Annotated in this window: 20 protein-coding genes, 1 tRNA gene and 1 other RNA gene; 13 read left to right on the forward strand and 9 right to left on the reverse strand. The window is 55.9% G+C overall.

The window, feature by feature from the left end; translation table 11 throughout:
- Nucleotides 1-4 precede the first annotated feature (4 nt).
- Together flgM and flgA are read right to left on the reverse strand one after the other, a co-directional pair.
- On the reverse strand, nucleotides 5-331 hold the full coding sequence (flgM, locus tag ACZ5Q2_RS12865) for a flagellar biosynthesis anti-sigma factor FlgM (RefSeq protein ID WP_061332196.1): 327 nt from the start codon (nucleotides 329-331) through the stop codon (nucleotides 5-7).
- Between the two features lie 128 nt (nucleotides 332-459).
- Nucleotides 460-1161 carry a flagellar basal body P-ring formation chaperone FlgA gene (gene flgA, locus ACZ5Q2_RS12870; RefSeq protein WP_197463836.1) on the reverse strand — a complete coding sequence of 234 codons (702 nt, stop codon included), beginning with the start codon at nucleotides 1159-1161 and terminating at the stop codon, nucleotides 460-462.
- A 192-nt stretch (nucleotides 1162-1353) separates the two neighbouring features.
- Here flgA and ACZ5Q2_RS12875 point away from each other — a divergent pair, with 192 nt between their 5' ends.
- From ACZ5Q2_RS12875 to ACZ5Q2_RS12895, 5 genes are all read left to right on the forward strand, one after another.
- The gene (locus tag ACZ5Q2_RS12875) at nucleotides 1354-2283 is read left to right on the forward strand and encodes a chemotaxis protein CheV (RefSeq protein WP_061332198.1); all 930 of its coding nucleotides are present in this window, start codon (nucleotides 1354-1356) and stop codon (nucleotides 2281-2283) included.
- Between the two features lie 37 nt (nucleotides 2284-2320).
- Nucleotides 2321-3148 (forward strand): CheR family methyltransferase, encoded by an 828-nt coding sequence (locus tag ACZ5Q2_RS12880; RefSeq protein WP_061332199.1) that lies wholly within the window; start codon nucleotides 2321-2323, stop codon nucleotides 3146-3148.
- Between the two features lie 3 nt (nucleotides 3149-3151).
- Nucleotides 3152-4333: an MFS transporter gene (locus tag ACZ5Q2_RS12885; protein WP_061332200.1), complete on the forward strand. Its 1182-nt coding sequence runs from the start codon at nucleotides 3152-3154 to the stop codon at nucleotides 4331-4333.
- A gap of 9 nt (nucleotides 4334-4342) precedes the next feature.
- Nucleotides 4343-5239, forward strand: coding sequence for a LysR family transcriptional regulator (locus tag ACZ5Q2_RS12890; RefSeq protein ID WP_061332201.1), 897 nt, complete (start codon nucleotides 4343-4345; stop codon nucleotides 5237-5239).
- Between the two features lie 94 nt (nucleotides 5240-5333).
- Complete coding sequence (locus ACZ5Q2_RS12895) at nucleotides 5334-5699, forward strand: DUF7352 domain-containing protein (protein ID WP_061332202.1); 366 nt, start codon at nucleotides 5334-5336, stop codon at nucleotides 5697-5699.
- A 77-nt stretch (nucleotides 5700-5776) separates the two neighbouring features.
- On the opposite strand, the gene ACZ5Q2_RS12900 is transcribed toward ACZ5Q2_RS12895, so the two are convergent.
- Nucleotides 5777-6430, reverse strand: coding sequence for a cupin domain-containing protein (locus ACZ5Q2_RS12900; RefSeq protein WP_432210029.1), 654 nt, complete (start codon nucleotides 6428-6430; stop codon nucleotides 5777-5779).
- A gap of 19 nt (nucleotides 6431-6449) precedes the next feature.
- A complete protein-coding gene (locus ACZ5Q2_RS12905; protein ID WP_106695857.1) occupies nucleotides 6450-6980 on the reverse strand; it encodes an isochorismatase family protein in 531 nt (176 codons plus the stop codon).
- A 167-nt stretch (nucleotides 6981-7147) separates the two neighbouring features.
- On the opposite strand from ACZ5Q2_RS12905, the gene ACZ5Q2_RS12910 reads away from it, so the two are divergent.
- The 3 genes from ACZ5Q2_RS12910 to ACZ5Q2_RS12920 all read left to right on the forward strand — a co-directional run bounded on the left by ACZ5Q2_RS12910 (nucleotide 7148) and on the right by ACZ5Q2_RS12920 (nucleotide 8145).
- Nucleotides 7148-7238, forward strand: a tRNA-Ser gene (locus ACZ5Q2_RS12910).
- 31 nt (nucleotides 7239-7269) lie between these two features.
- Nucleotides 7270-7410, forward strand: a non-coding RNA gene (locus ACZ5Q2_RS12915) — RtT sRNA.
- 330 nt (nucleotides 7411-7740) lie between these two features.
- Entirely contained in the window at nucleotides 7741-8145 is a 405-nt protein-coding gene (locus ACZ5Q2_RS12920) for a DUF1330 domain-containing protein (RefSeq protein ID WP_058091156.1), read from the forward strand.
- 41 nt (nucleotides 8146-8186) lie between these two features.
- Here the strand turns inward: ACZ5Q2_RS12920 and ACZ5Q2_RS12925 are convergent, their stop codons facing one another.
- Nucleotides 8187-8522 carry a branched-chain amino acid transporter permease gene (locus ACZ5Q2_RS12925; protein ID WP_061332205.1) on the reverse strand — a complete coding sequence of 112 codons (336 nt, stop codon included), beginning with the start codon at nucleotides 8520-8522 and terminating at the stop codon, nucleotides 8187-8189.
- Nucleotides 8515-9219, reverse strand: a complete 705-nt coding sequence (locus ACZ5Q2_RS12930; RefSeq protein ID WP_061332206.1) for an AzlC family ABC transporter permease — start codon at nucleotides 9217-9219, stop codon at nucleotides 8515-8517. The genes ACZ5Q2_RS12925 and ACZ5Q2_RS12930 overlap by 8 nt, the downstream gene beginning before the upstream one ends.
- A 157-nt stretch (nucleotides 9220-9376) precedes the next feature.
- On the opposite strand from ACZ5Q2_RS12930, the gene ACZ5Q2_RS12935 reads away from it, so the two are divergent.
- The 5 genes from ACZ5Q2_RS12935 to pgsA all read left to right on the forward strand — a co-directional run bounded on the left by ACZ5Q2_RS12935 (nucleotide 9377) and on the right by pgsA (nucleotide 14512).
- Entirely contained in the window at nucleotides 9377-10996 is a 1620-nt protein-coding gene (locus tag ACZ5Q2_RS12935; RefSeq protein WP_061332207.1) for a methyl-accepting chemotaxis protein, read from the forward strand.
- A 73-nt stretch (nucleotides 10997-11069) separates the two neighbouring features.
- Complete coding sequence (locus tag ACZ5Q2_RS12940) at nucleotides 11070-11330, forward strand: hypothetical protein (protein WP_058091152.1); 261 nt, start codon at nucleotides 11070-11072, stop codon at nucleotides 11328-11330.
- A gap of 108 nt (nucleotides 11331-11438) precedes the next feature.
- Nucleotides 11439-12098 carry a UvrY/SirA/GacA family response regulator transcription factor gene (gene uvrY / locus ACZ5Q2_RS12945; RefSeq protein WP_058091151.1) on the forward strand — a complete coding sequence of 220 codons (660 nt, stop codon included), beginning with the start codon at nucleotides 11439-11441 and terminating at the stop codon, nucleotides 12096-12098.
- Complete coding sequence (uvrC, locus tag ACZ5Q2_RS12950; RefSeq protein WP_061332208.1) at nucleotides 12082-13941, forward strand: excinuclease ABC subunit UvrC; 1860 nt, start codon at nucleotides 12082-12084, stop codon at nucleotides 13939-13941. The genes uvrY and uvrC overlap by 17 nt, the downstream gene beginning before the upstream one ends.
- Before the next feature lie 7 nt (nucleotides 13942-13948).
- Nucleotides 13949-14512: a CDP-diacylglycerol--glycerol-3-phosphate 3-phosphatidyltransferase gene (pgsA, locus tag ACZ5Q2_RS12955; protein ID WP_061332209.1), complete on the forward strand. Its 564-nt coding sequence runs from the start codon at nucleotides 13949-13951 to the stop codon at nucleotides 14510-14512.
- Here the strand turns inward: pgsA and ACZ5Q2_RS12960 are convergent.
- From ACZ5Q2_RS12960 to ACZ5Q2_RS12970, 3 genes are all read right to left on the reverse strand, one after another.
- Complete coding sequence (locus tag ACZ5Q2_RS12960) at nucleotides 14480-16969, reverse strand: protein kinase domain-containing protein (RefSeq protein WP_464597162.1); 2490 nt, start codon at nucleotides 16967-16969, stop codon at nucleotides 14480-14482. The genes pgsA and ACZ5Q2_RS12960 overlap by 33 nt on opposite strands.
- Before the next feature lie 199 nt (nucleotides 16970-17168).
- Entirely contained in the window at nucleotides 17169-17969 is an 801-nt protein-coding gene (locus ACZ5Q2_RS12965; RefSeq protein WP_374786567.1) for a PP2C family serine/threonine-protein phosphatase, read from the reverse strand.
- Complete coding sequence (locus ACZ5Q2_RS12970; protein WP_374786568.1) at nucleotides 17908-18576, reverse strand: vWA domain-containing protein; 669 nt, start codon at nucleotides 18574-18576, stop codon at nucleotides 17908-17910. The genes ACZ5Q2_RS12965 and ACZ5Q2_RS12970 overlap by 62 nt, the downstream gene beginning before the upstream one ends.
- Nucleotides 18577-18602: the final 26 nt, after the last annotated feature.

The raw sequence follows: 18602 nt of genomic DNA on the forward strand, positions 1-18602 counted from the left end.
TTACTCACCCGAAAATGCTTTTATCCATCTCAAGCATTTTCTGGGCCAGTTTCTCTGCATCAATTTTGTAGGTGCCATCTTCCAGTGCTGCGCGAATCTGCGCAATGCGGTCGTCGTCCATTTCCGGGTAATCGCCCAGTTTCTGTTCCAGGTGCTTCAGGTTTTTGGCCTGATTGCTGAGACTGACGTTGTCGCCGCGGGCAGCCGTGCTTTGAGCCTTTGCCTGCTCTCCAGCCGTGGAGGGCGTACTCTGGCTACCTGTTGCTTTGTCGGCCGTGGTTCTGGTGGTGTTGACCTGGCCGGGGCCAATTCCATTTAAGTCAACTGACATAGGGATACCTGCTTGCCTGTGGCCACCTTCAGAGGCGGCGGAATCGAGTTTATATCTGCTTATCGGCAGCGTTTAGCCGACCTTTAGAAAAAAACGGAAAAAATTTGCCGCTGGGCACGGATTTTCCGTTACATGGCAATTTCCACCCGGCCAGGAGCCGTGACCGTTGCCCGAACCGTGCGTGCTGATTGCAGATTCTCAACCATCACTTGCTCGCCGACACTGGCACTGGCCAGCGCCTTGCCTCGGGAACTGACCGAGAACACCGCGGATTTGGCGGTGATGATAACATGATCGCCCCGCTCAACGGCATTGGGAGCTTCGAGCAGATCTGGCGTCAGCAGCGACCCTGCATTAACTGGTCGCCTCACCAGCATGCCGGATACCTGTTCAATATCTGTGAGAATGCCCCGGCGGCTGGCGTTGATCTGCACCTGTTTTTCCTGCAAAAGTTCACCGCTGATGCGCTCACCGCGGGCCAGAGGCCGAGCCGCCACAAGGGCAGGGCCGTGTACTTCGACACTGGCTGTGACGAACATCCGCCATGGCCGCTCCCCGGCACAGGACACCATCACCGATGGCGATGTGGTACGTAGGGGATCGTTGGTAAACGCGGTTTCGAGTGCCTGTTCGCAAGCAGCCAGGCTAAGCCGGCTGTCGATGCTGCCGACGGTGAAGTTCACCTCGTACTGTTGCTGGCGCTGCTCGTCGGCCCAGGTTTCGATAAATTGACCGGCGGCATCGCGTATCTCGCTTGCAGTGGTGGCCGCAGCCGCGGCATTCAGGCCCAGGGTCGATAGGCAAAAGGTCGCTAAAAAGATGGTTCGCATCTGCACTGCTTTGTCCTATGCTGTCAGTTAGGCATATTTACGCGAGTTCCGTTAAGGAAAATGGCGCTGGGGCCGTTAACCCTGATTGGACACCGGGCGTCAATGTTTTGGTCCGGGTTCGCGTAAGCAAGTTGTTTAATAATAACTGAGCAAATTCTGTGCCGATCGTTGGCATGCCGGGAGTAGAAAGTTATGGCAGGGGTGTTGGACAGCGTTAACCAGCGTACGCAGCTGGTTGGTCAGAACCGGCTTGAGCTGTTGTTGTTCCGTTTGCGGGGGCGGCAGCTATACGGGATCAACGTTTTTAAGGTGAAGGAGGTCCTTCAATGCCCGAAATTGTCATCGATTCCTAACAGCCGCCAGGTGGTTCGGGGCGTGTCCCATATCCGTGGCGAGACCATCCCCATCATCGACCTGAGCATGGCCATTGGCATGGCAGGCATTCCACAGGAAGAGCTGGCAACAAGCTTTGTCATCATTACCGAGTACAACCGTAAAACTCAGGGCTTTCTGGTGACTGGTGTCGACCGGATCATGAATATGAACTGGGAAGATATCCTCCCGCCACCCAAGGGGGCTGGCAAGGATGTGTACTTGACGGCGGTCACCAAAATTGAAGACAAACTTGTAGAAATCATAGATGTAGAAAAGATTCTTGCAGAAGTTTCTCCGCTCAGGGAAGATGTCACCGAAGAGCTGAAAACTCGCAGCGCCGAGCGTGTGCCCGGGCATTTGCCGGTACTGGTTGTTGATGATTCGTCTGTGGCGAGGCGCCAGATCGAGCGCTGCCTGACCGCGATCGGAATGGAAGTGGTCACCAAGAATGACGGTAAACAGGCGTTGAACTACCTCAAGGAGATTACGGGGGATGGTTCCACTGCCCGAGACCACTTATCGTTGATCATTTCCGATGTGGAAATGCCGGAGATGGACGGTTACACCCTCGTTACCAGAATCAAAGAGAATCCGGCGCTCAGCGGCATGTATGTGATGCTCCATACATCCCTGAGTGGCGTCTTTAACCGGGCGATGGTTCAGAAGGTCGGTGCCGATGATTTTATGGCGAAATTCAGCCCGGATGAGCTTGCCGAGCGCGTGATGGAAATTATTGACCAGAATTGATGCCTCGGCTCATGGACTTACCCACGATAGAGATCCAATGAAAGCGGAAATTACGCCTCAGGAATACGAAGCCTTCAAGACATTCCTGCAGGACGCTTGTGGCATTCTGTTGGGTGACAACAAGCAGTACCTGGTGAAGAGCCGTCTACGCAGGATTCTTGAGGAGAACAACCTGAATTCACTGGGTGAGCTTCTCGATCGCTTGAAGCGGGTGGGGCGCAGCGGCCTGCGTGAGCTGGTTATCGATGCCATGACCACCAACGAGACCCTCTGGTTTCGGGACAACCACCCATTCCGTATTCTTCAGGACAAGCTGTTGCCGGAGTTCGCCGAGCGCAATTCGCTCCAACCGCTTCGTGTCTGGTCTGCCGCCTGCTCAACCGGGCAGGAGCCCTACTCGGTAGGCATGGTGGTGGACGAATTCCGGCGCATTCGCCCCGGCAAGCTGCGTGACGTAAAGATCACCGCGACCGATATTTCCAAAAGCGTGCTGGAAGTGGCCCGGCGGGGTGAATATGAGATGATTGCGATAGGTCGCGGGCTTTCCCCGGAGCGGCAGAAGCAGTTTTTTACGCCATCACCTAACGGCGGGTGGCAGATCAAACCGCAGATCAAGGCCATGGTTGAGTTCAAAGAACTCAACTTGCTTGAGCGGTATATGCTCGGCAAATTCGATATCATCATGTGCCGGAACGTGCTGATCTATTTTTCCGCAGACCTCAAAAAGGACATTCTTACCCGCATGCACGGGGCGCTGAATCCGGGCGGCTACCTGATTCTGGGTGCCTCTGAATCCCTGAACGGCCTGCCTGATCTGTACGAAATGGTTCAATGCCATCCCGGCATTATCTACAGGAAGAAATAATTCATGCCGTTGAATGTCTGGGTGCTGGTGGCGGCCCAGGCGCTGGCCATGTGCACCGCGCCTTTTATCGTATTTATTGGCTCTATTCAGGGACGACTGCTGGCGCCTGCGCCAGAGTTGGCAACCTTGCCGGTCGGGCTGGTAGTGGTCGGCACGGTTCTGGCCATAAAGCCGGCGACATGGTTGATGGAGCGGATAGGGCGCAAACAGGTGATGCTTTTCGGCGCACTTGCAGGCATTCTCGCCGGTTTGCTGGGTGCGTACGCTTCCTGGCAATCGCACTTTACCCTGATGTGCCTTGCTGCCGTTCTGGGCGGTTCGGGCCTGGCCGTGGTGCACCAGTATCGCTTTGCGGCGATGGAGTCGGTAGCGCCGGACATAGCCGGCTCGGCAGCTGCAAGAGTGCTGCTGGGAGGCCTGGTTGCGGCCTGGTTGGGGCCTGAAGTAGCTAGCCTGGGCAGTGGGAAATCTGAATCCTTCCCGTTCCTTTACAGTTGGGTCGGGTTGGCCGTTGTTCAGGCCCTGGCGTTTATCATTCTTGCGTTTGGGTATCGCGCCAAGGCAGAGCGGGTCCCGGAAACCGTGGTTGGCGGGGGTCGCCCGCTCAGGGAGATACTGGCAAATCCGCTGGTGTGGACGGCTATCAGCGGCGCCGCCATCGGCTATGCGGTGATGAGCTTTATCATGACTGCAACCCCCTTGAGCATGACCGAAATGGCCGGGCATGATCTGGATGATGCCAAGCGGGTTATTCAGTTACACATTATGGCCATGTATCTTCCGTCTCTTATTTCTGGTTGGCTGACCCGTGTTGTCGGCATCCCCTTGATGATGGCGGCGGGATTATTGGCCTACCTGGCGTGCATTCTGCTGGCGGCCAGCGGTATCAGCTTTCATCATTATTTGTGGGCGTTACTGCTGCTGGGCGTGGGTTGGAATTTCCTGTTCGTTGGCGGGACAACCCTATTGCCCCAGGGTTACCAGCAGTCTGAGCGTTTCCGTGTGCAGGGCCTGAATGACATGATGGTGTTCACGGCTCAGGCGACAGCGGCCTTGAGTGCTGGCGCTGTACTGGCTTCGGTTGGCTGGGCAAGCCTGCTACTGGTGGCGGTACCATTATTGGTGCTGCACAGTGTGTTGATGTCGGTTTGGTTGCTGCGGTCACGAAGAGCCACCACAAACTAGGTTTACGCCATGGATCAGCTCAATCTCAGGCACCTCTATTATTTCTGGGTCATCAGCCGTGAGGGCTCGATTGCCAAAGCCAGCGAGCTGCTCGATCTTGCGCCGCAAACCCTGAGTGGCCAGCTTGCCACGTTCGAGGAATCAGTCGGAGGGCAGTTGTTCAGCCGGGAAAGGCGGCGTCTGGTCCTGACTGAACTGGGGCAATTGGTTCAGTCCTACGCCAACGACATTTTTGCACTGACTGGGGAGCTGTCTGAAACCTTGCGCCTGGCCCCCGCTGATCGCCCTCTGAGATTAGCGGCCGGCGTTTCGGCGTCAATTCATAAGCTGATTGCTTTTCAGTTGTTGCAGCCGGCTCTGAAGCTGAACAGGCGAGTCAACCTGGATTGCCGGACAGGTCGCGCGGAAGATTTGCTGCTCAGTCTCAAACGCAAAGAACTCGACGTCGTGCTGACAGACCGTATGCCTCAGACCGAAGCGGTCACAGATCGCTTCGCGGTTCATCCCCTGACATCGTCTACCATCAGTTTGTTTGCCGCCCCGGAGATGGCTGGGCGGCTTCGGGACGACTTTCCGGCCTCTCTCAATCATCAGCCCTTGCTGGCCAACGCCACGGATGCGCCGTATTTTCAGAAGTTGATGAACTGGCTGACCATCAGCAATGTCAGGATGGACCTGGTGGCCAGGGTAGACGACAGCGCGTTAATCAAGGTGTTCGGACGGGAAGGGTTGGGCGTATTTGCGGCGCCAACGGCGATAAAGGAGGAAGTGTGCCGCCAATATCAGGTGGAGGAGATTGCTCCTGTCAAAGCGGTAACCGATCAACTCTACGCCATCACCCGAAGCCGGAAGGTTGCCCATGAAGGTGTGCGGGCAATCTGTAGCGGCTTTGATCAGCCTCGATAATATCGATGATTCCTGCTCAATAAATCTTATTTTCTCGAAGTCTCTGGCGGTGCATAGTGGAATTGTGTCTGGCAACCTCTGAAGGAGTATCGCCATGAAAACCATTCACAAGTTCCGTCTTGAGCCTGGAAAAGAGCCGACCACGTTGACCCTGCGAGAGGGATGCAAGGTGGTTCGGTGCGAGTATCTGGTCGCCCAGAAGGCTGTTTTTCTCTGGGTGCAGCAGCCTCTGAGTGTTACGGTCCCGATGGTGGAACGGCAATTCAGGGTTGCCATGTCCGGCGAGCCGGTGCCAGATGCCTATGAGTACCTGGATACCGCCCTCGATCCCTTCGGACCAGAGGCCTACCATGTATTCGAAGTGCCGGCTGGTGAAGGGATGGCTATTGGTAATGGCCACGAACGATTCGGCAGTGATGAGTTTGGCCAACCCGGTTGGCGCACCAATCTCGCCTCTTAGCCAGGTGGTGTCTGATGATGTTGTAGTCGGGATAGTGCTCTATTTCGGCCCCTCTCGAGGGGCCGTTTTTGGTTAAATCAAACCAGAGGGAGGTGACCGGTCTTCACCCAGATGACCGTTTCCTGGTCAACAAACGGGTGATGCTGGCTCAGGTGTGGGCTACGTAACCAGGTTCCCTCGGGATAACGGCCATGCTCATCGCAGAACTCTCCGCTAAGTACAAAGATTTCCTCGCCACCAAAATGCCGATGGGGTTGAAATACTTCATTGGCTGGCCATTTAACCAGTGCCACATGCTCATGCTCGAACTCATGCAGCGGCATTACCTGAAGTCCGCCAATGCCAGGCAACCATTCTGCGGTGTTGGTATCGACACGAACCGTGGCCGTATCCCGTTGATCAAACTGGTGTAGCTTCACCAATAACGTACAGCCTTGTTTACTGAAGGGTGCATGCCCGCTACCAGGCGGATTACGCAAGTAAGTGCCTGCCGGGTAGTGGCCGGTTTCGTCAGAGAATACACCATCCAAAACCAGTATCTCTTCGCCCAGCGGGTGTTCATGACGGGCAAAGGCCGAGCCCGGAAGATAACGAACCACGCTGGTGGCGTGTCCCCGTTCGGCTTCCGCCCGGGCCAGGGGTTTACGTTCAACCCCGGCGGCGGGGCTGGCAACCCAGGGTTGCTCGGCGGTACGAATCACCACCCGTTGGGCGAAATCCATATTCAGCATGAACACCTCATTGTTTCGGTTATTTGATCAGCGCCTGAATATCCCGGAAACGGGGGTGCTTGCAATGTACCATCCACTCGAAGGCCACCATCTCGGTGGTGACAATCCGGGCGCCACTCTGGTGCAGGCGGTCAAGTGCGACATCCCGGTCGAAGTCGTTACGGGAGCCGGTGGCATCCGCTACCACCCATACTTTATAGCCGGCATCCAGCAAACTCAGCGCCGTTTGCAGCATACATACGTGGGTTTCACAGCCGCCGATGACAATTTGCTGGCGCCCCTCCGGTAGCTGATCAATCAAACCGTCCGGACAGGCATCAAAGTGATGTTTGCCCACCGTGACGTCACACAGTTCCCGCACCGACTCAACATTCGGCCCCAACTTCTCGGGTAGCTGCTCCGTGCCCACCACCGGTACCTCCAGCAGACCTGCAATAGTGGCCAGCAGGGTACAACGATCAGCCACTTCAGCGCCCTGGCTTATGGCGGGCATCAGGCGTTCCTGAACATCAACAAGTAGCAGCGTGGATTGTTCTGCCTTCATCAGCATGATTTTTCACTCCGGGTTAAAGGATCTGGCTACAAGAATGAGCAATTATCCCCGTTCAAACAAATTTTTCAGGAATCTCGCTGGAGACAGTTGCCAAACGCCCCCAAAACCATTAAAGTTTGCGCCCTCAAATGAGCGACGACATCGCTGATTTGAAACAGTTTATTGGAGAGGTGGCCGAGTGGCTGAAGGCGCACGCCTGGAAAGTGTGTATACGTTAATAGCGTATCGAGGGTTCGAATCCCTCCCTCTCCGCCAATATGAAACCCCAGCAGGAATGCTGGGGTTTTTTATTGGCTGTGAGGGCGGGTGAGAATCCTCGCGGGTTCGACCGTAGGCTGCGCAGCAGCCGTAGGAACGTCGGAGCATAGCGACGACGACCCCGAAGGGGAGAGGCCCGAAGGGCCGAATAATCCCTCCCTCTCCGCCAATATGAAACCCCAGCAGGAATGCTGGGGTTTTTTATTGGCTGTGAGGGCGGGTGAGAATCCTCGCGGGTTCGACCGTAGGCTGCGCAGCAGCCGTAGGAACGTCGGAGCATAGCGACGACGACCCCGAAGGGGAGAGGGCCGAATAATCCCTCCCTCTCCGCCAATATGAAACCCCAGCAGAAATGCTGGGTTTTTTTGTTTTCCTGTCGCTTATCCTGAGTCCTGCGACGTTAATCCAGAACGGGTGCAAATTTCAGTAAATTGGTTTACTGTTCGTTACACGGCTTCGATGTTCCGTAACGTTTTCACACTCATGAACAGGGACAAGCATGGCGACCATCAATCCATCTCAGGAAGAGCTCCGCAAAGTTTTGCAGGAAACCCCCAAAGATCAGCCCGTTGTGATGCTGAATCTTTTACGGTTTCGCGACCGGGCTGCTTACCAGGATGACGCTCACGATTGTTCAGGCCGTGATGCCTACAAGCGATATATGGAAGAAGCTGCGGAATGTGTTCGCACCGTTGGTGCTGAAGTGATCTGGTCGGGCCGCTCTGTAGGTTCGCTGATTGCTCCGCCCGATGAGTCCTGGGATCAGGTCTTGCTGGTGCGCTACCCGTCGATCAATGCCTTTCTGGCCATGATTGAGAGCCCGGAATATAAAGGTGTGGTCAAGCACCGCACGGCGGCGCTGGAAGATTCCAGGCTGGTTGCCAATGTTGAAGGTACGCCCTGATCTGGTATCCCGTCTGGTTAAGGAACTAGCCAGACGGGACACTACGTAAGCCAGCCTGCTTGCTGAATGGTCATGTATGCGGCAGTACCCGCGGCTATGGAGAGAAGCGCGTTACGCCGCCACAAGTGAATGATGACCACCAGCAACCCTGGAACTAAGGCGTCCAACCCTGGCGCGCTGGCGTTCCAGTTTGCCGACCTCTGAAGAAAAATCACCGCAAGCAATGCCATGACAGCTGCCGGTAGAAAGCGGCCGATATGCTTTACCAGGGGGTGCTCGGTGTGGCGCTCGAAAAACAGGAACGGCACCACACGGGTTGCAAAGGTTGCACCGGCAGACACCGCAATGAAGGCCGCCAGATAATACTGCTCAGCCATGGCTTACCTCACCGCCGTTTGTGCGCTTGTGCAGCTTCCAGTAGTGGAGCAGCAGGGTGGTTGTGACCAGGGTAATCGCTGCAATCAACTGATGGGCTGGCGGTACCAGCAACATGGCCAAGCCCGCCGCCAGTGCGCCCGCCCAGAGCGGAAAAGTGTTGCCCAAGGCCTTGTATTGCTCAATGGTCAGAACGATGAACAGCGCTACCAGTGCAAACTCAATACCGGTGCTGTCGAAAGCGACCAGCTCACCAAGCAGGGCACCAATGGCGCAGCCCGTTATCCAGTAAAGCTGGTTGAACAGCGTAATTCTGAAATCAATGGCTTGCTCGTGTTGGCGATCAGGTGTCCTCGGCCTGCTGGTAAGCAGCGAGTAGGTTTCATCGGTGAGACCGAATATCAGATAGCCCTTGCGCCAACCGGCACCGCGGAACTGCCCCAAAAGAGAAAGCCCATAAAACAGGTGCCTGGCGTTAAGCACGAACATGGCCACAGCCACTTCCAGCAGTCCGGCACTTGCGGCCAGCAGGCTAACAGCGAGTATCTGGCCAGACCCTGCATAAATAACCAGACCCATCAGGGGCGCAACCCACCAGGCATAGTCCAGCTGCGTGGCGAACAGCACGCCGAAGGCCATGCCCAATGGCAGATAACCAAACAGGATTGGCAGTGTCAGTCGGAAGGCGTTCTGGTTCATTAGCATCCAAACGTTATGAAAGCGGCGATGATAGTGAATTGGAACAGGGTTTTGAAGTGCGCAAAAAGGCGCAATCAAGTATTTGACGCGAAATCCGAAATAAAAGTGTCATAAAACAGGCATACCCTCCACGGGTACCTTCCCGTCTGGAGTTGTCATGCTGTCCACCGTTCGAGCCCGCATCCTGTTCTTTGCTGTCCTTTCTCTTATTGCCGTCACAGGCCTGGCGGTTCTTTCCTGGATGATTATTCTCAAGGCCGAGGATGCCTCCGAGAATCTCATGCGCAACAATCTTCAGGACACCTGGGTGCTGATGGATCTTGAGCAGGATCATCGCCGGCTTCAGGACCTGGCTTTCAAGATAAAGGCGCAGTTACTGTTATGGGATGAGATCGAGACGGAGTTTGACTATCTGGACACCGCTTTGCGTGACCATTGGAAGCGCGTGCAAGGGGCTGAGCGTTTGCGCAACTGGGCTGTCGATCATCAAGGCGAGTTTGATCGGGTGTTGGCTCTGATGGGCGACATGGACAAGGGTATTGAAGAGAAAAGTTACTACCGGGTAGGCCAGGTGGTCGATTTTCAGCTGTTTCCTGCGCTGGAGCCAATGCTGGAGGCCATAAACCAGCAACAGGCTGCCAGTCGGGACGATGTGGCAGCTGGCGCGGACGATTTGCTGGCGTTCCTCTCGGGGCAGAGAGTTGTTCTTCTTGGGGGCTCCCTGGCGTTCCTTGTGGTGGTCGTGGCCATGACCCTGTGGCTCAGGCATTCGGTCATTTTGCGGCTGCAATACATGGAGCGGGAATTGATGGCAATGGAGGCCGAGTCTGACTTGTCACGAACGCCGGAGGTGGGCGGCCGCGACGAAGTGGCGGGCGTTGCCGGTGCGCTGGAAAGCCTCGTGCGACGATTTGAGGGTTTCATTGGCGATATCCGTCGTGCAGCGGCCGGCCTGGATGAGCGTTCTGCGGCGCTTGATGAGGGGGCTGAAGCCTTGCAGCGTGCCTCAGAGGAAACGGGACAACAGATCAGTGATGTCAGTGCGTCGATGACTTCAATTGCTGATCAGGCATCACAGATTGAGCAAGCCACAGAGCTGTCGGCAGTCACGGTCCGGCAGGCCGTGGTTGCCAATGTGGAAGTGCAGGGCGGTTTGCGGAACAGCGAGCAGGCGGCAGAGCATACGGTTGAGGTGATAGCGCGGGTTTCCGAGTCCATTCACGCCCTCAATGACTCGACGGGCAAGATCGAACAGGTAATCGGTGTGATTGCCGATATTGCGGAACAAACCAATTTGCTGGCGCTGAACGCCGCCATAGAAGCTGCCCGGGCCGGTGAGCATGGTCGGGGATTTGCAGTGGTGGCAGACGAGGTGCGCACACTGTCCCGAAGGACGGCGGAGTCCACCAGCAACATCCGCCAGTGGGTGCAGGACCTTGTAACAGGCGTTGGTAGTGTCGATGGGCTTCTGGCGGAAATGCGAGAAGCGGGGGAGTTGAACCAGAGCAACCTCTTGGCGCTTAAAACTCACCTGGAGCGACTGAAAAACCAGTTCGATGAGCTGGAGCAGCACAGCGATCATATCCGCAGTTCCATTGGCCTTCAGCACGAGGAAATCGGCAGGGTAGGCCGCCGGGCTGTCTCATTGTCTGCCAGCGCTGACACCCTGACGGAGAACGTGGACAATGCGCGTCGGGTGAGTGAGTCGCTCAGGCAGGAGTCTGTATCTATGCGGCAGCTGGCCTCCGGCTTTCGAACCCGGTATGCGGATCAATAGCATGTGTCTCCAACAACGGGGGTTCTGATCGTCGCTATAAAACCGTAACATACAGCGACTGATTGGAGGTTTTATGAGTGACGAAGCAGCGCAGCAGCCGGAAGCGGACCCCCGGGAAGAGAAATTTGTGGTGGACGCCGGGTTGCTGACCGAAGACCAGCTGCAAGGGCTGGCTGAGGAGTACTGCACGCGTTACCACGGGTTGAACGACACCGAGAATCCACTGGCAGAGCGGGAGCGGGTGCTGTCTGCCGTGCGCCGGGGCGATCTGGTGGTCTGGTTTGATCCGGTCGAGAACACGGCTGGCCTTGGCAGCCCTTCCGCCGAAGTCTGAAAGCTTTTATTGGTTTGTCTGCAGGCTTTTGCCTGCGGTGCCTACCCGTAGGCTTTTCTAAACGTTACAATCAGTCTGTTTTTTTCATACCTGATGGCGAGGTGACATTTGATCAGGGTACTGGTTGTTGATGATCACGAGCTGGTGCGCTCCGGTATAACCCGCATGTTGGCTGACAATCCCGATATTGAAGCGATTGGCCAGGCCTCATCCGGTGAGGATGCGATTGAGTTTGTGCGCAAGGACCGCCCGGATATTGTCCTGATGGACATTCGGATGCCTGGCATTGGTGGCCTCGAAGCAACCCGGCGAATATTGCGTATTGATGATTCCATTCGGGTGATTGTTGTAACGGCCTGTGCCGACGACCCATACCCCGCCCGTGTCATGCAGAGTGGTGCCACCGCTTATATCACCAAGGGTGCTGATATTCAGGAGATGGTGCGGGCTATTCGCAAGGCCCACTCCGGCCAGCGGTACATCAGCCCGGAGATCGCCCAGAAAATGGCACTCAAAACGCTGGGTGGTGACCGTGAGGAAGACGGGGAGCTGTCCCGGTTCGAGCGGTTGTCTGAGCGGGAGATGCAGATCGCCATGATGGTGGTGGATTGCCAGAAAGTGCAGGACATTTCCGACAAGCTCTGCCTGAGCCCGAAAACCGTCAACAGTTACCGCTATCGTATTTTCGAGAAGCTCGAGATCTCCAGCGATGTCGAGTTGGCACTGATGGCAGTACGGCTTGGATTGCTGGATGCCGACAAGGTCTGAACCCGAAGATACCGTCGGGATGTTTGACAGCAAAGACTTCCTGAAGCAACTGACCGAGCGCCCCGGCGTTTATCGTATGTACGATGACACCGGCGGCGTGCTCTACGTGGGTAAAGCCCGCAACCTCAAGAAACGCGTCAGCAGTTATTTCCGAAAAACCGGCCTGGCCCCGAAAACCGAGGCCCTGGTGGGCAAGATTGCCTCCATCGAAGTCACTATTACCGGCAGCGAAACCGAAGCACTGTTGCTTGAACAAAACCTGATCAAATCCCTGAGGCCGCCCTACAACATCCTGCTTCGGGATGATAAATCCTACCCCTATATCTATCTGTCGTCCCACAGTGACTACCCGTCGCTGACGTTCCGGCGGGGGCGTACCAAGAAGGGTGGTGGCACCTGGTTTGGCCCGTTCCCTAGCTCCGGGGCGGTCAAGGAAAGTCTTAATGTTCTACAGAAGGTTTTTCGTATAAGATCCTGTAGTGAAAGCTATTTTAGAAACAGGAATCGTCCCTGCCTGCAATATCAGATAAACCGCTGTACCGCGCCTTGCGTGGAGTACATCAGCCCCGAGGACTACCAGCAGGATATTCGCCACGCCAGCATGTTTCTGGAGGGTAAGAACCCGGCCATCATCCATGACCTGATGAATGCCATGGAAGCGGCATCGAAGAATCTGGAATTCGAGAAAGCTGCCGCTTACCGGGATCAGATCAACCATCTGCGCCATGTACAGGAGCAGCAGTCGGTCGACGGTGAGGGTGGTGATGCCGATGTTATTGCGATTGCCCAGGATGCCGGTGTGGTGTGTGTGGTGGTGATCATCGTGCGCGGTGGCCGGGTTCTGGGTACCAAGGACTATTTTCCCCGCTTTTCACTGGAGCAGTCCGAAGGTGAGTTGCTGGCGGCGTTTCTGGGCCAATACTATTTTGGCGGCGATACCCGCCGGGAGATTCCAAGGGATATTCTGGTGCCCGTGGCGGTTGAAGGTGAGGCGCTGCTGGCGGAAGCCCTGAGTGAGGCCGCCAATCGGGAAACCCGTATCCGTGGCAATGTACGTGGTGAGCGCCGCCGCTGGCTGGAACTGGCCATGACGAATGCCCGCCAGACTCTGCTGACCCACCTGGCCAGCAAAGAAACCGTGTACCGGCGATTGCTCGCCCTGAGGGACCTGCTGGAACTGGCAGAGACCCCGGCACGCATGGAGTGTTTCGACGTCAGCCACAGCCACGGGGAAAATACCGTCGCATCTTGTGTGGTTTTCGACGAGAATGGGCCGCTGAAGAGCGATTACCGGCTATACAACATTGAAGGCGTGACCGCTGGCGACGACTATGCCGCAATGCGGCAGGTACTGACACGCCGGTATCGCCGGCTGGTTAGCGGTGAGGGCAAGCGCCCGAGCCTGGTGTTTATCGATGGTGGTAAAGGGCAGTTGAACATTGCCCGGGAAGTGTTTGAAGAACTTGGGATCTCTGACATTCCGCTGATTGGCGTCGCCAAAGGTGTGACCCGCCGGGCGGGAATGGAGCAGCTGATTGATGCCATGACCGGCGACGTCTTTCGGGTACCGGCAGATTCACCGGCCCTGCATCTGATTCAGCATATTCGCGATGAATCCCACCGGTTTGCCATTACCGGCCATCGCGCTCGCCGGGACAAAAAGCGTCGGCAGTCCACCCTTGAAGGTATCGAAGGGGTTGGGCCCAAGCGCCGCAGGGAACTTATCCGTTACTTTGGCGGCATACAGGAAATTCGCAAAGCCAGTGTGGATGAAATGACGAAAGTGCAAGGCATCAGCAAGTCACTGGCTGAATCCATCTACGCGGCATTGCATGATGAATAGGAAGTCCATGAATTTACCCAACGTACTGACCATGTCTCGCATCGTGATGATTCCGGTGTTCGTGGTTGTTTTCTATCTGCCCATGCAATGGAGTTACATGGCCAGTGCCGTTATCTTCGCCCTGGCGGGTATCACCGACTGGCTCGATGGCTACCTTGCCCGCAAGCTCGACCAGAGCACGCCATTTGGCGCTTTTCTGGACCCGGTAGCAGACAAGCTGATGGTGGCGGTGGCACTGGCAGTATTGATTGAAGAACATGCCGCGGTGCTGATGACTATTCCGGCGACCATCATCATCGGCCGGGAGATTGTTATCTCAGCCTTGCGGGAATGGATGGCGGAAATGGGTAGCCGGGCCAGTGTTGCGGTTTCCTATATCGGCAAGATTAAAACCACCGCCCAGATGGTGGCGATTGTTGGTCTGCTGGCGTTTCCACCGGGGCAGCTACTGGCGTATGTTTCGATCGGGCTGTTGTATCTGGCGGCTGTGCTGACGCTCTGGTCGATGTTTCTTTACCTGCGGGCGGCCTGGAGCGATTTATTTCCGGAGCCGGAAAGCCGTCAGGGATAATTCGAGCCCCGGCGGGTTCCGGTTGAATGAATCCTTAGCGAAGATGGCCGATCCCAGAATCGCCTCATCTGCGTTATTGGATAGCTTTACAAAGGGATTGATCCGGTCAACGTCCATGTTCGTCACCCGCCGATGTATGGTGTTCTGAAGCCTGTGACTGACCGCAGGTTGCGGCGCACTCAAATCCAGAATCCAGGCGCGGGCGATGGTTTTATGCTGAGGTGTATGCTCCAACTCGAGACCACTCAGCAAGGTCTTGCCATCAGGAGCCAGTTGAAGACCCAGGTTGAAGCGATGGCTCGCACCGAAGACATTGCTTAAGGAATAGCCAAACGCCGCGGGGTTATCCGGTGTTTTCAGCAGGTCCTGGCGCGGAAGCGTGTACTGGCCTGCAGTTGACCACTCATCAGTGCCCGTTTCGCGCCGCCAGATGTGAATGCCTGCCTTGGCGACCTTCGCCGTAACCGTTTGCCCCATTGCTTTGTAGCGAGATGAGTCGTCATCCAGGTCATGATAACTCCCAGTCACCAGGGTTTTTCCATCGTCGCTGACAACTACCGACGGCGCGGGAATGGAACCATCGTCCGGCCATATTTCGTCAAACCTGGTGGTCAGAACGAGCTGGTCATTGTTAAAAGTGTATTCCAGAACGGCGGCCGCGAATTCCATACCGAAATTACGATATCGGGACAGCGCCACGAAAATGGTCTCCCCGTCAGGCGTTATGGCAAGATCCGAGGCGCGCATGTCCTGCAAGTCGTCCGGATAGGCCAATTCAGCAAGGGATTTTTCGGGCGCTGACGTTGCAAAGATCCGGAGTCGGTCAGAATCAGCAATTACGGCGTGTTCGTCGTTGGCATCAATGGCAAAGTGCCAGGGCGGAATCGTCTGACGGAAGCCGGTTCCATCGTTTGCCTGGACATCGAGGACTTTAAACAATCGTTCCTCGCCATTTTGATCCGTTCTGGCCAGATGGTAGCAATTCATCTGAAACCCGCATTTGCGAGTGTAGAGTGCCTGGCTTGCCGGATGCACCAGCCATTCGTCTACCCGGTGGTTCGGCCCAATCGAGTAGCGCTGATGGCCTTCACTGTAGTCGTCGGACAACGGATCCAGTGTAATCATCGAGGCTACTTCGCCGCGATGGTAGTCCCAAGCAATGTTGGGAGGGGAGTAACCGAGGATCGGCAACTGCCGATAATTGTCAAAAGCCCCTACAGAGTAATGGGGAACAATGGGCGGTGGGCCTTCCGGTGGTTGGGAAGCAGGCCTTGAGAACGCATTCGTTGGCACAGGTAATTCATGGAAATTCGAATGCACGGTGATTGCCGACGCAGGGTCACCAATCTCGCGCCAGGCATTCCGCATTTTCAGGGCTTCAAGTTCCTCCTGTCTGTCTTTGGCTTCCTGGCGTGCCTGCTCGCGGGCCTCAATCTCCGCGAGCCATTCGGCCCGAAGCTTTTTTTCATTATGCAGGTGGGCAAAATAGCCAACCACCAGCAATACGAAGAAACCAATGCTCACAATCTGGGCGAGAGGCGAGGAGCCTGAGCGTGTTGTTGTCGGTCGCGGGGTGCGAGTGGTTGGCTGAGCGACCCGTGGCGGGTGCTGTTGAGCTCGTCGCCTGGCTGTTGCTGGAGGTTTCCTGGGACTTGGTCGTTTAACCTTCACTTCCACTAAAGCTTGTTGGCAGACCACACAGCCGTCACCCCAGAAGCCATGATCGGTATTGTTGGCGCAGCGTTTGAGACTGCTTACAGCGCGGTCTAGTTTGCTGACCCAATCTTTCGCAGTGGGTCGTTGGACGTTAGGGCGAAACGCGTTTCTGAAGGCAGAAGCGAGCGGGGCCGGGAAGTCGTTGTGAAGACTCCAGGGAGAGGGCTGAATCTTCGGGTTTGCCGGGGTGCTGTAGGCAAAAAGGTTGCTACCGATACGACTCTGGGTATCTGTGGGGATGGCTTGTTTACCCCGCGGTACCCCCTGATAGGGGTGAAGCCCTTCGTTCAAGAGTTGGAAAATAATGACCGCAAGCGCAAAGAGATCCTGGGCTTTACCAAGCGCTTCCGGCTTCTCTTGCTGTTGCCAGGCCTCTGGTGCGATATAGCCGGTTGTGTATTGATGGCCTGGAATAAAGCTGTCCTTCCCCTGGATGGCAAAGCCGTCGCAATCCACAACCACAATATCGGCCGTCCTTCGGTTAACCAGCATGTTGGCTGGTTTGAGGTCGATAATAAAATGGCCTTGATCGTGGAGCTGGGCGACACGCCTGGCGAGATTCCCAGCAGCCCTGATTCGAAATTCGCGAGATTGGGGGAGTTTGCCCAGTTCCCGGCCTTTTCGGGTCAGCAGGAGGTCCAGGTTGGCGTACTCTGATAAGGGGAGTAAGGGCATCGTGTAGCCGGCGAACTCACCCTTGTTGTCCTCCACCTTTGCTATGGGCCAGGCGAAATGGACCATGCCTTCGTCATCGGGTGGTGCCAACAGCATCTGTCGGATCTTCTGTGGGCGCTCCGGGTCTTTGGATGGCTCGTGATAGAGCTTCAAGGCCAGTTTTCCGCCGGGAGCAGCAAAAATTACGCCGTCAGCCCCCTGATTCAGTGGTTTGCTGCGAAGACGGACTGAATTAGTGGTTCCGTTGGGATAACGAAGGGTGAGGTTAGAACTGGTATTGCGCATTTACCCATACCAGTGTTTTGTCGTCGGCAGTAATTCGGTCTGCCTGGGGCGACTGTAGCGTACTGAGGATTGCCTGATTACGGGCTTCTATGTCTTGCAAATCGGACAGGTAACGGTGAATAGGCACCAGGAAATTGGAGGTAGGACGCCAAGGTAAAGTTTTGACGGCAAAACTGGCTGTGCCATCAGACATGAGAAACCAGGTTCGGTACTTCCGGGGAGCGCAGAAAACCCTCAGCGATTTCCGCCACTCCGGCAGCGTAAAAAAGTAGGTCGTCTCTGCGAATTCGCCGTTCTCCGGTTCGCTGACGACGAAGTCTGACCAGTCGTCCGGATTAACGCCCATCACAACGCCGTCGCCGAGATGAAAGACCAGACACTGGTCTTTGGACAGAGCAATGCCGCAGAGTGTGGAATGGAAGTCGAACAGCGGGCCTTTTCGTTGTAGCTGGCGGCGGGTATCTTCGATTGCGTCTTGCAACGCGAGGACAGCGGACGCTTGGTGCAGTTGGCCAATCTCTGACCTCAACGCCATTGAAACGTTGAGGGCAAGGCTTGCGGCGCCCTCCGCTGATCGGGATGCAGAACCGGCTCCATCGCAGACGCAGGCAACAATTCCACCATCTTCCTCTACAATGTGGTAGGCATCTTCGCAGGCTTTACCCCTGTCAAGGTGGCTCCTGCCTATGGCAGAAGCTCCTCCATACTGGAATGCCACCTTAAACCTCGATTTCGGCCCAGGAGTCTGTGGCCGGTAAGCTGACCCTTTCACCGGGGACACTGGCAGAGACTGTCGACATGCTTCGGCTCAACCACACGAAAAGCTCCCGGAACTGAAGGCCTTTCAGTTTCTTTGGCGTTTTGGTTGAAAACCTGCCGAGCGCTTCAAAGTCAGCACCCTTGGTGCCGATCGGAAATACAATTACCCGTTTGTTCTCTTCTTCTAGCCGAGCCTGATCAGCGTAGGATTCCCAGCCATAATCGTTGGGGCAGCCGTCAGAGAGCATAATTACCCAAGGACGTGTGCTGGAGATGCCATTGGCGTCGTACACCGCCTTCTGGTTAGCAATCTCCTCCAGTGCACGATGCATTCCCTGGCCCAGTGGAGTCAGCCCGTTGGCGCTGAGATAGGGAGCAGTGAAGTCGGCTGCATCGGTCCATGGCTGCACAACGCGAACATCTTCTGGTCCACCCACGGTAATCACCATGACCTGCACGCGAAGTGAGGCTACGGGATCTTTTTGCAGTTCTTCGGCAAAAGCTCTCAGGCCTTCGTTCAATTGGCGAATGGGTTCGCCAGCCATAGAAGCGGATATATCGAGCAGCAAAACGCAAGGAGTGCGTTGGTTGGTATTGTCTACAAATTCAACGCCGGGAATGGCTGTCATAACACGCTCCATGTGAGAGAAAAATC

Source organism: Marinobacter alkaliphilus (assembly GCF_055394375.1).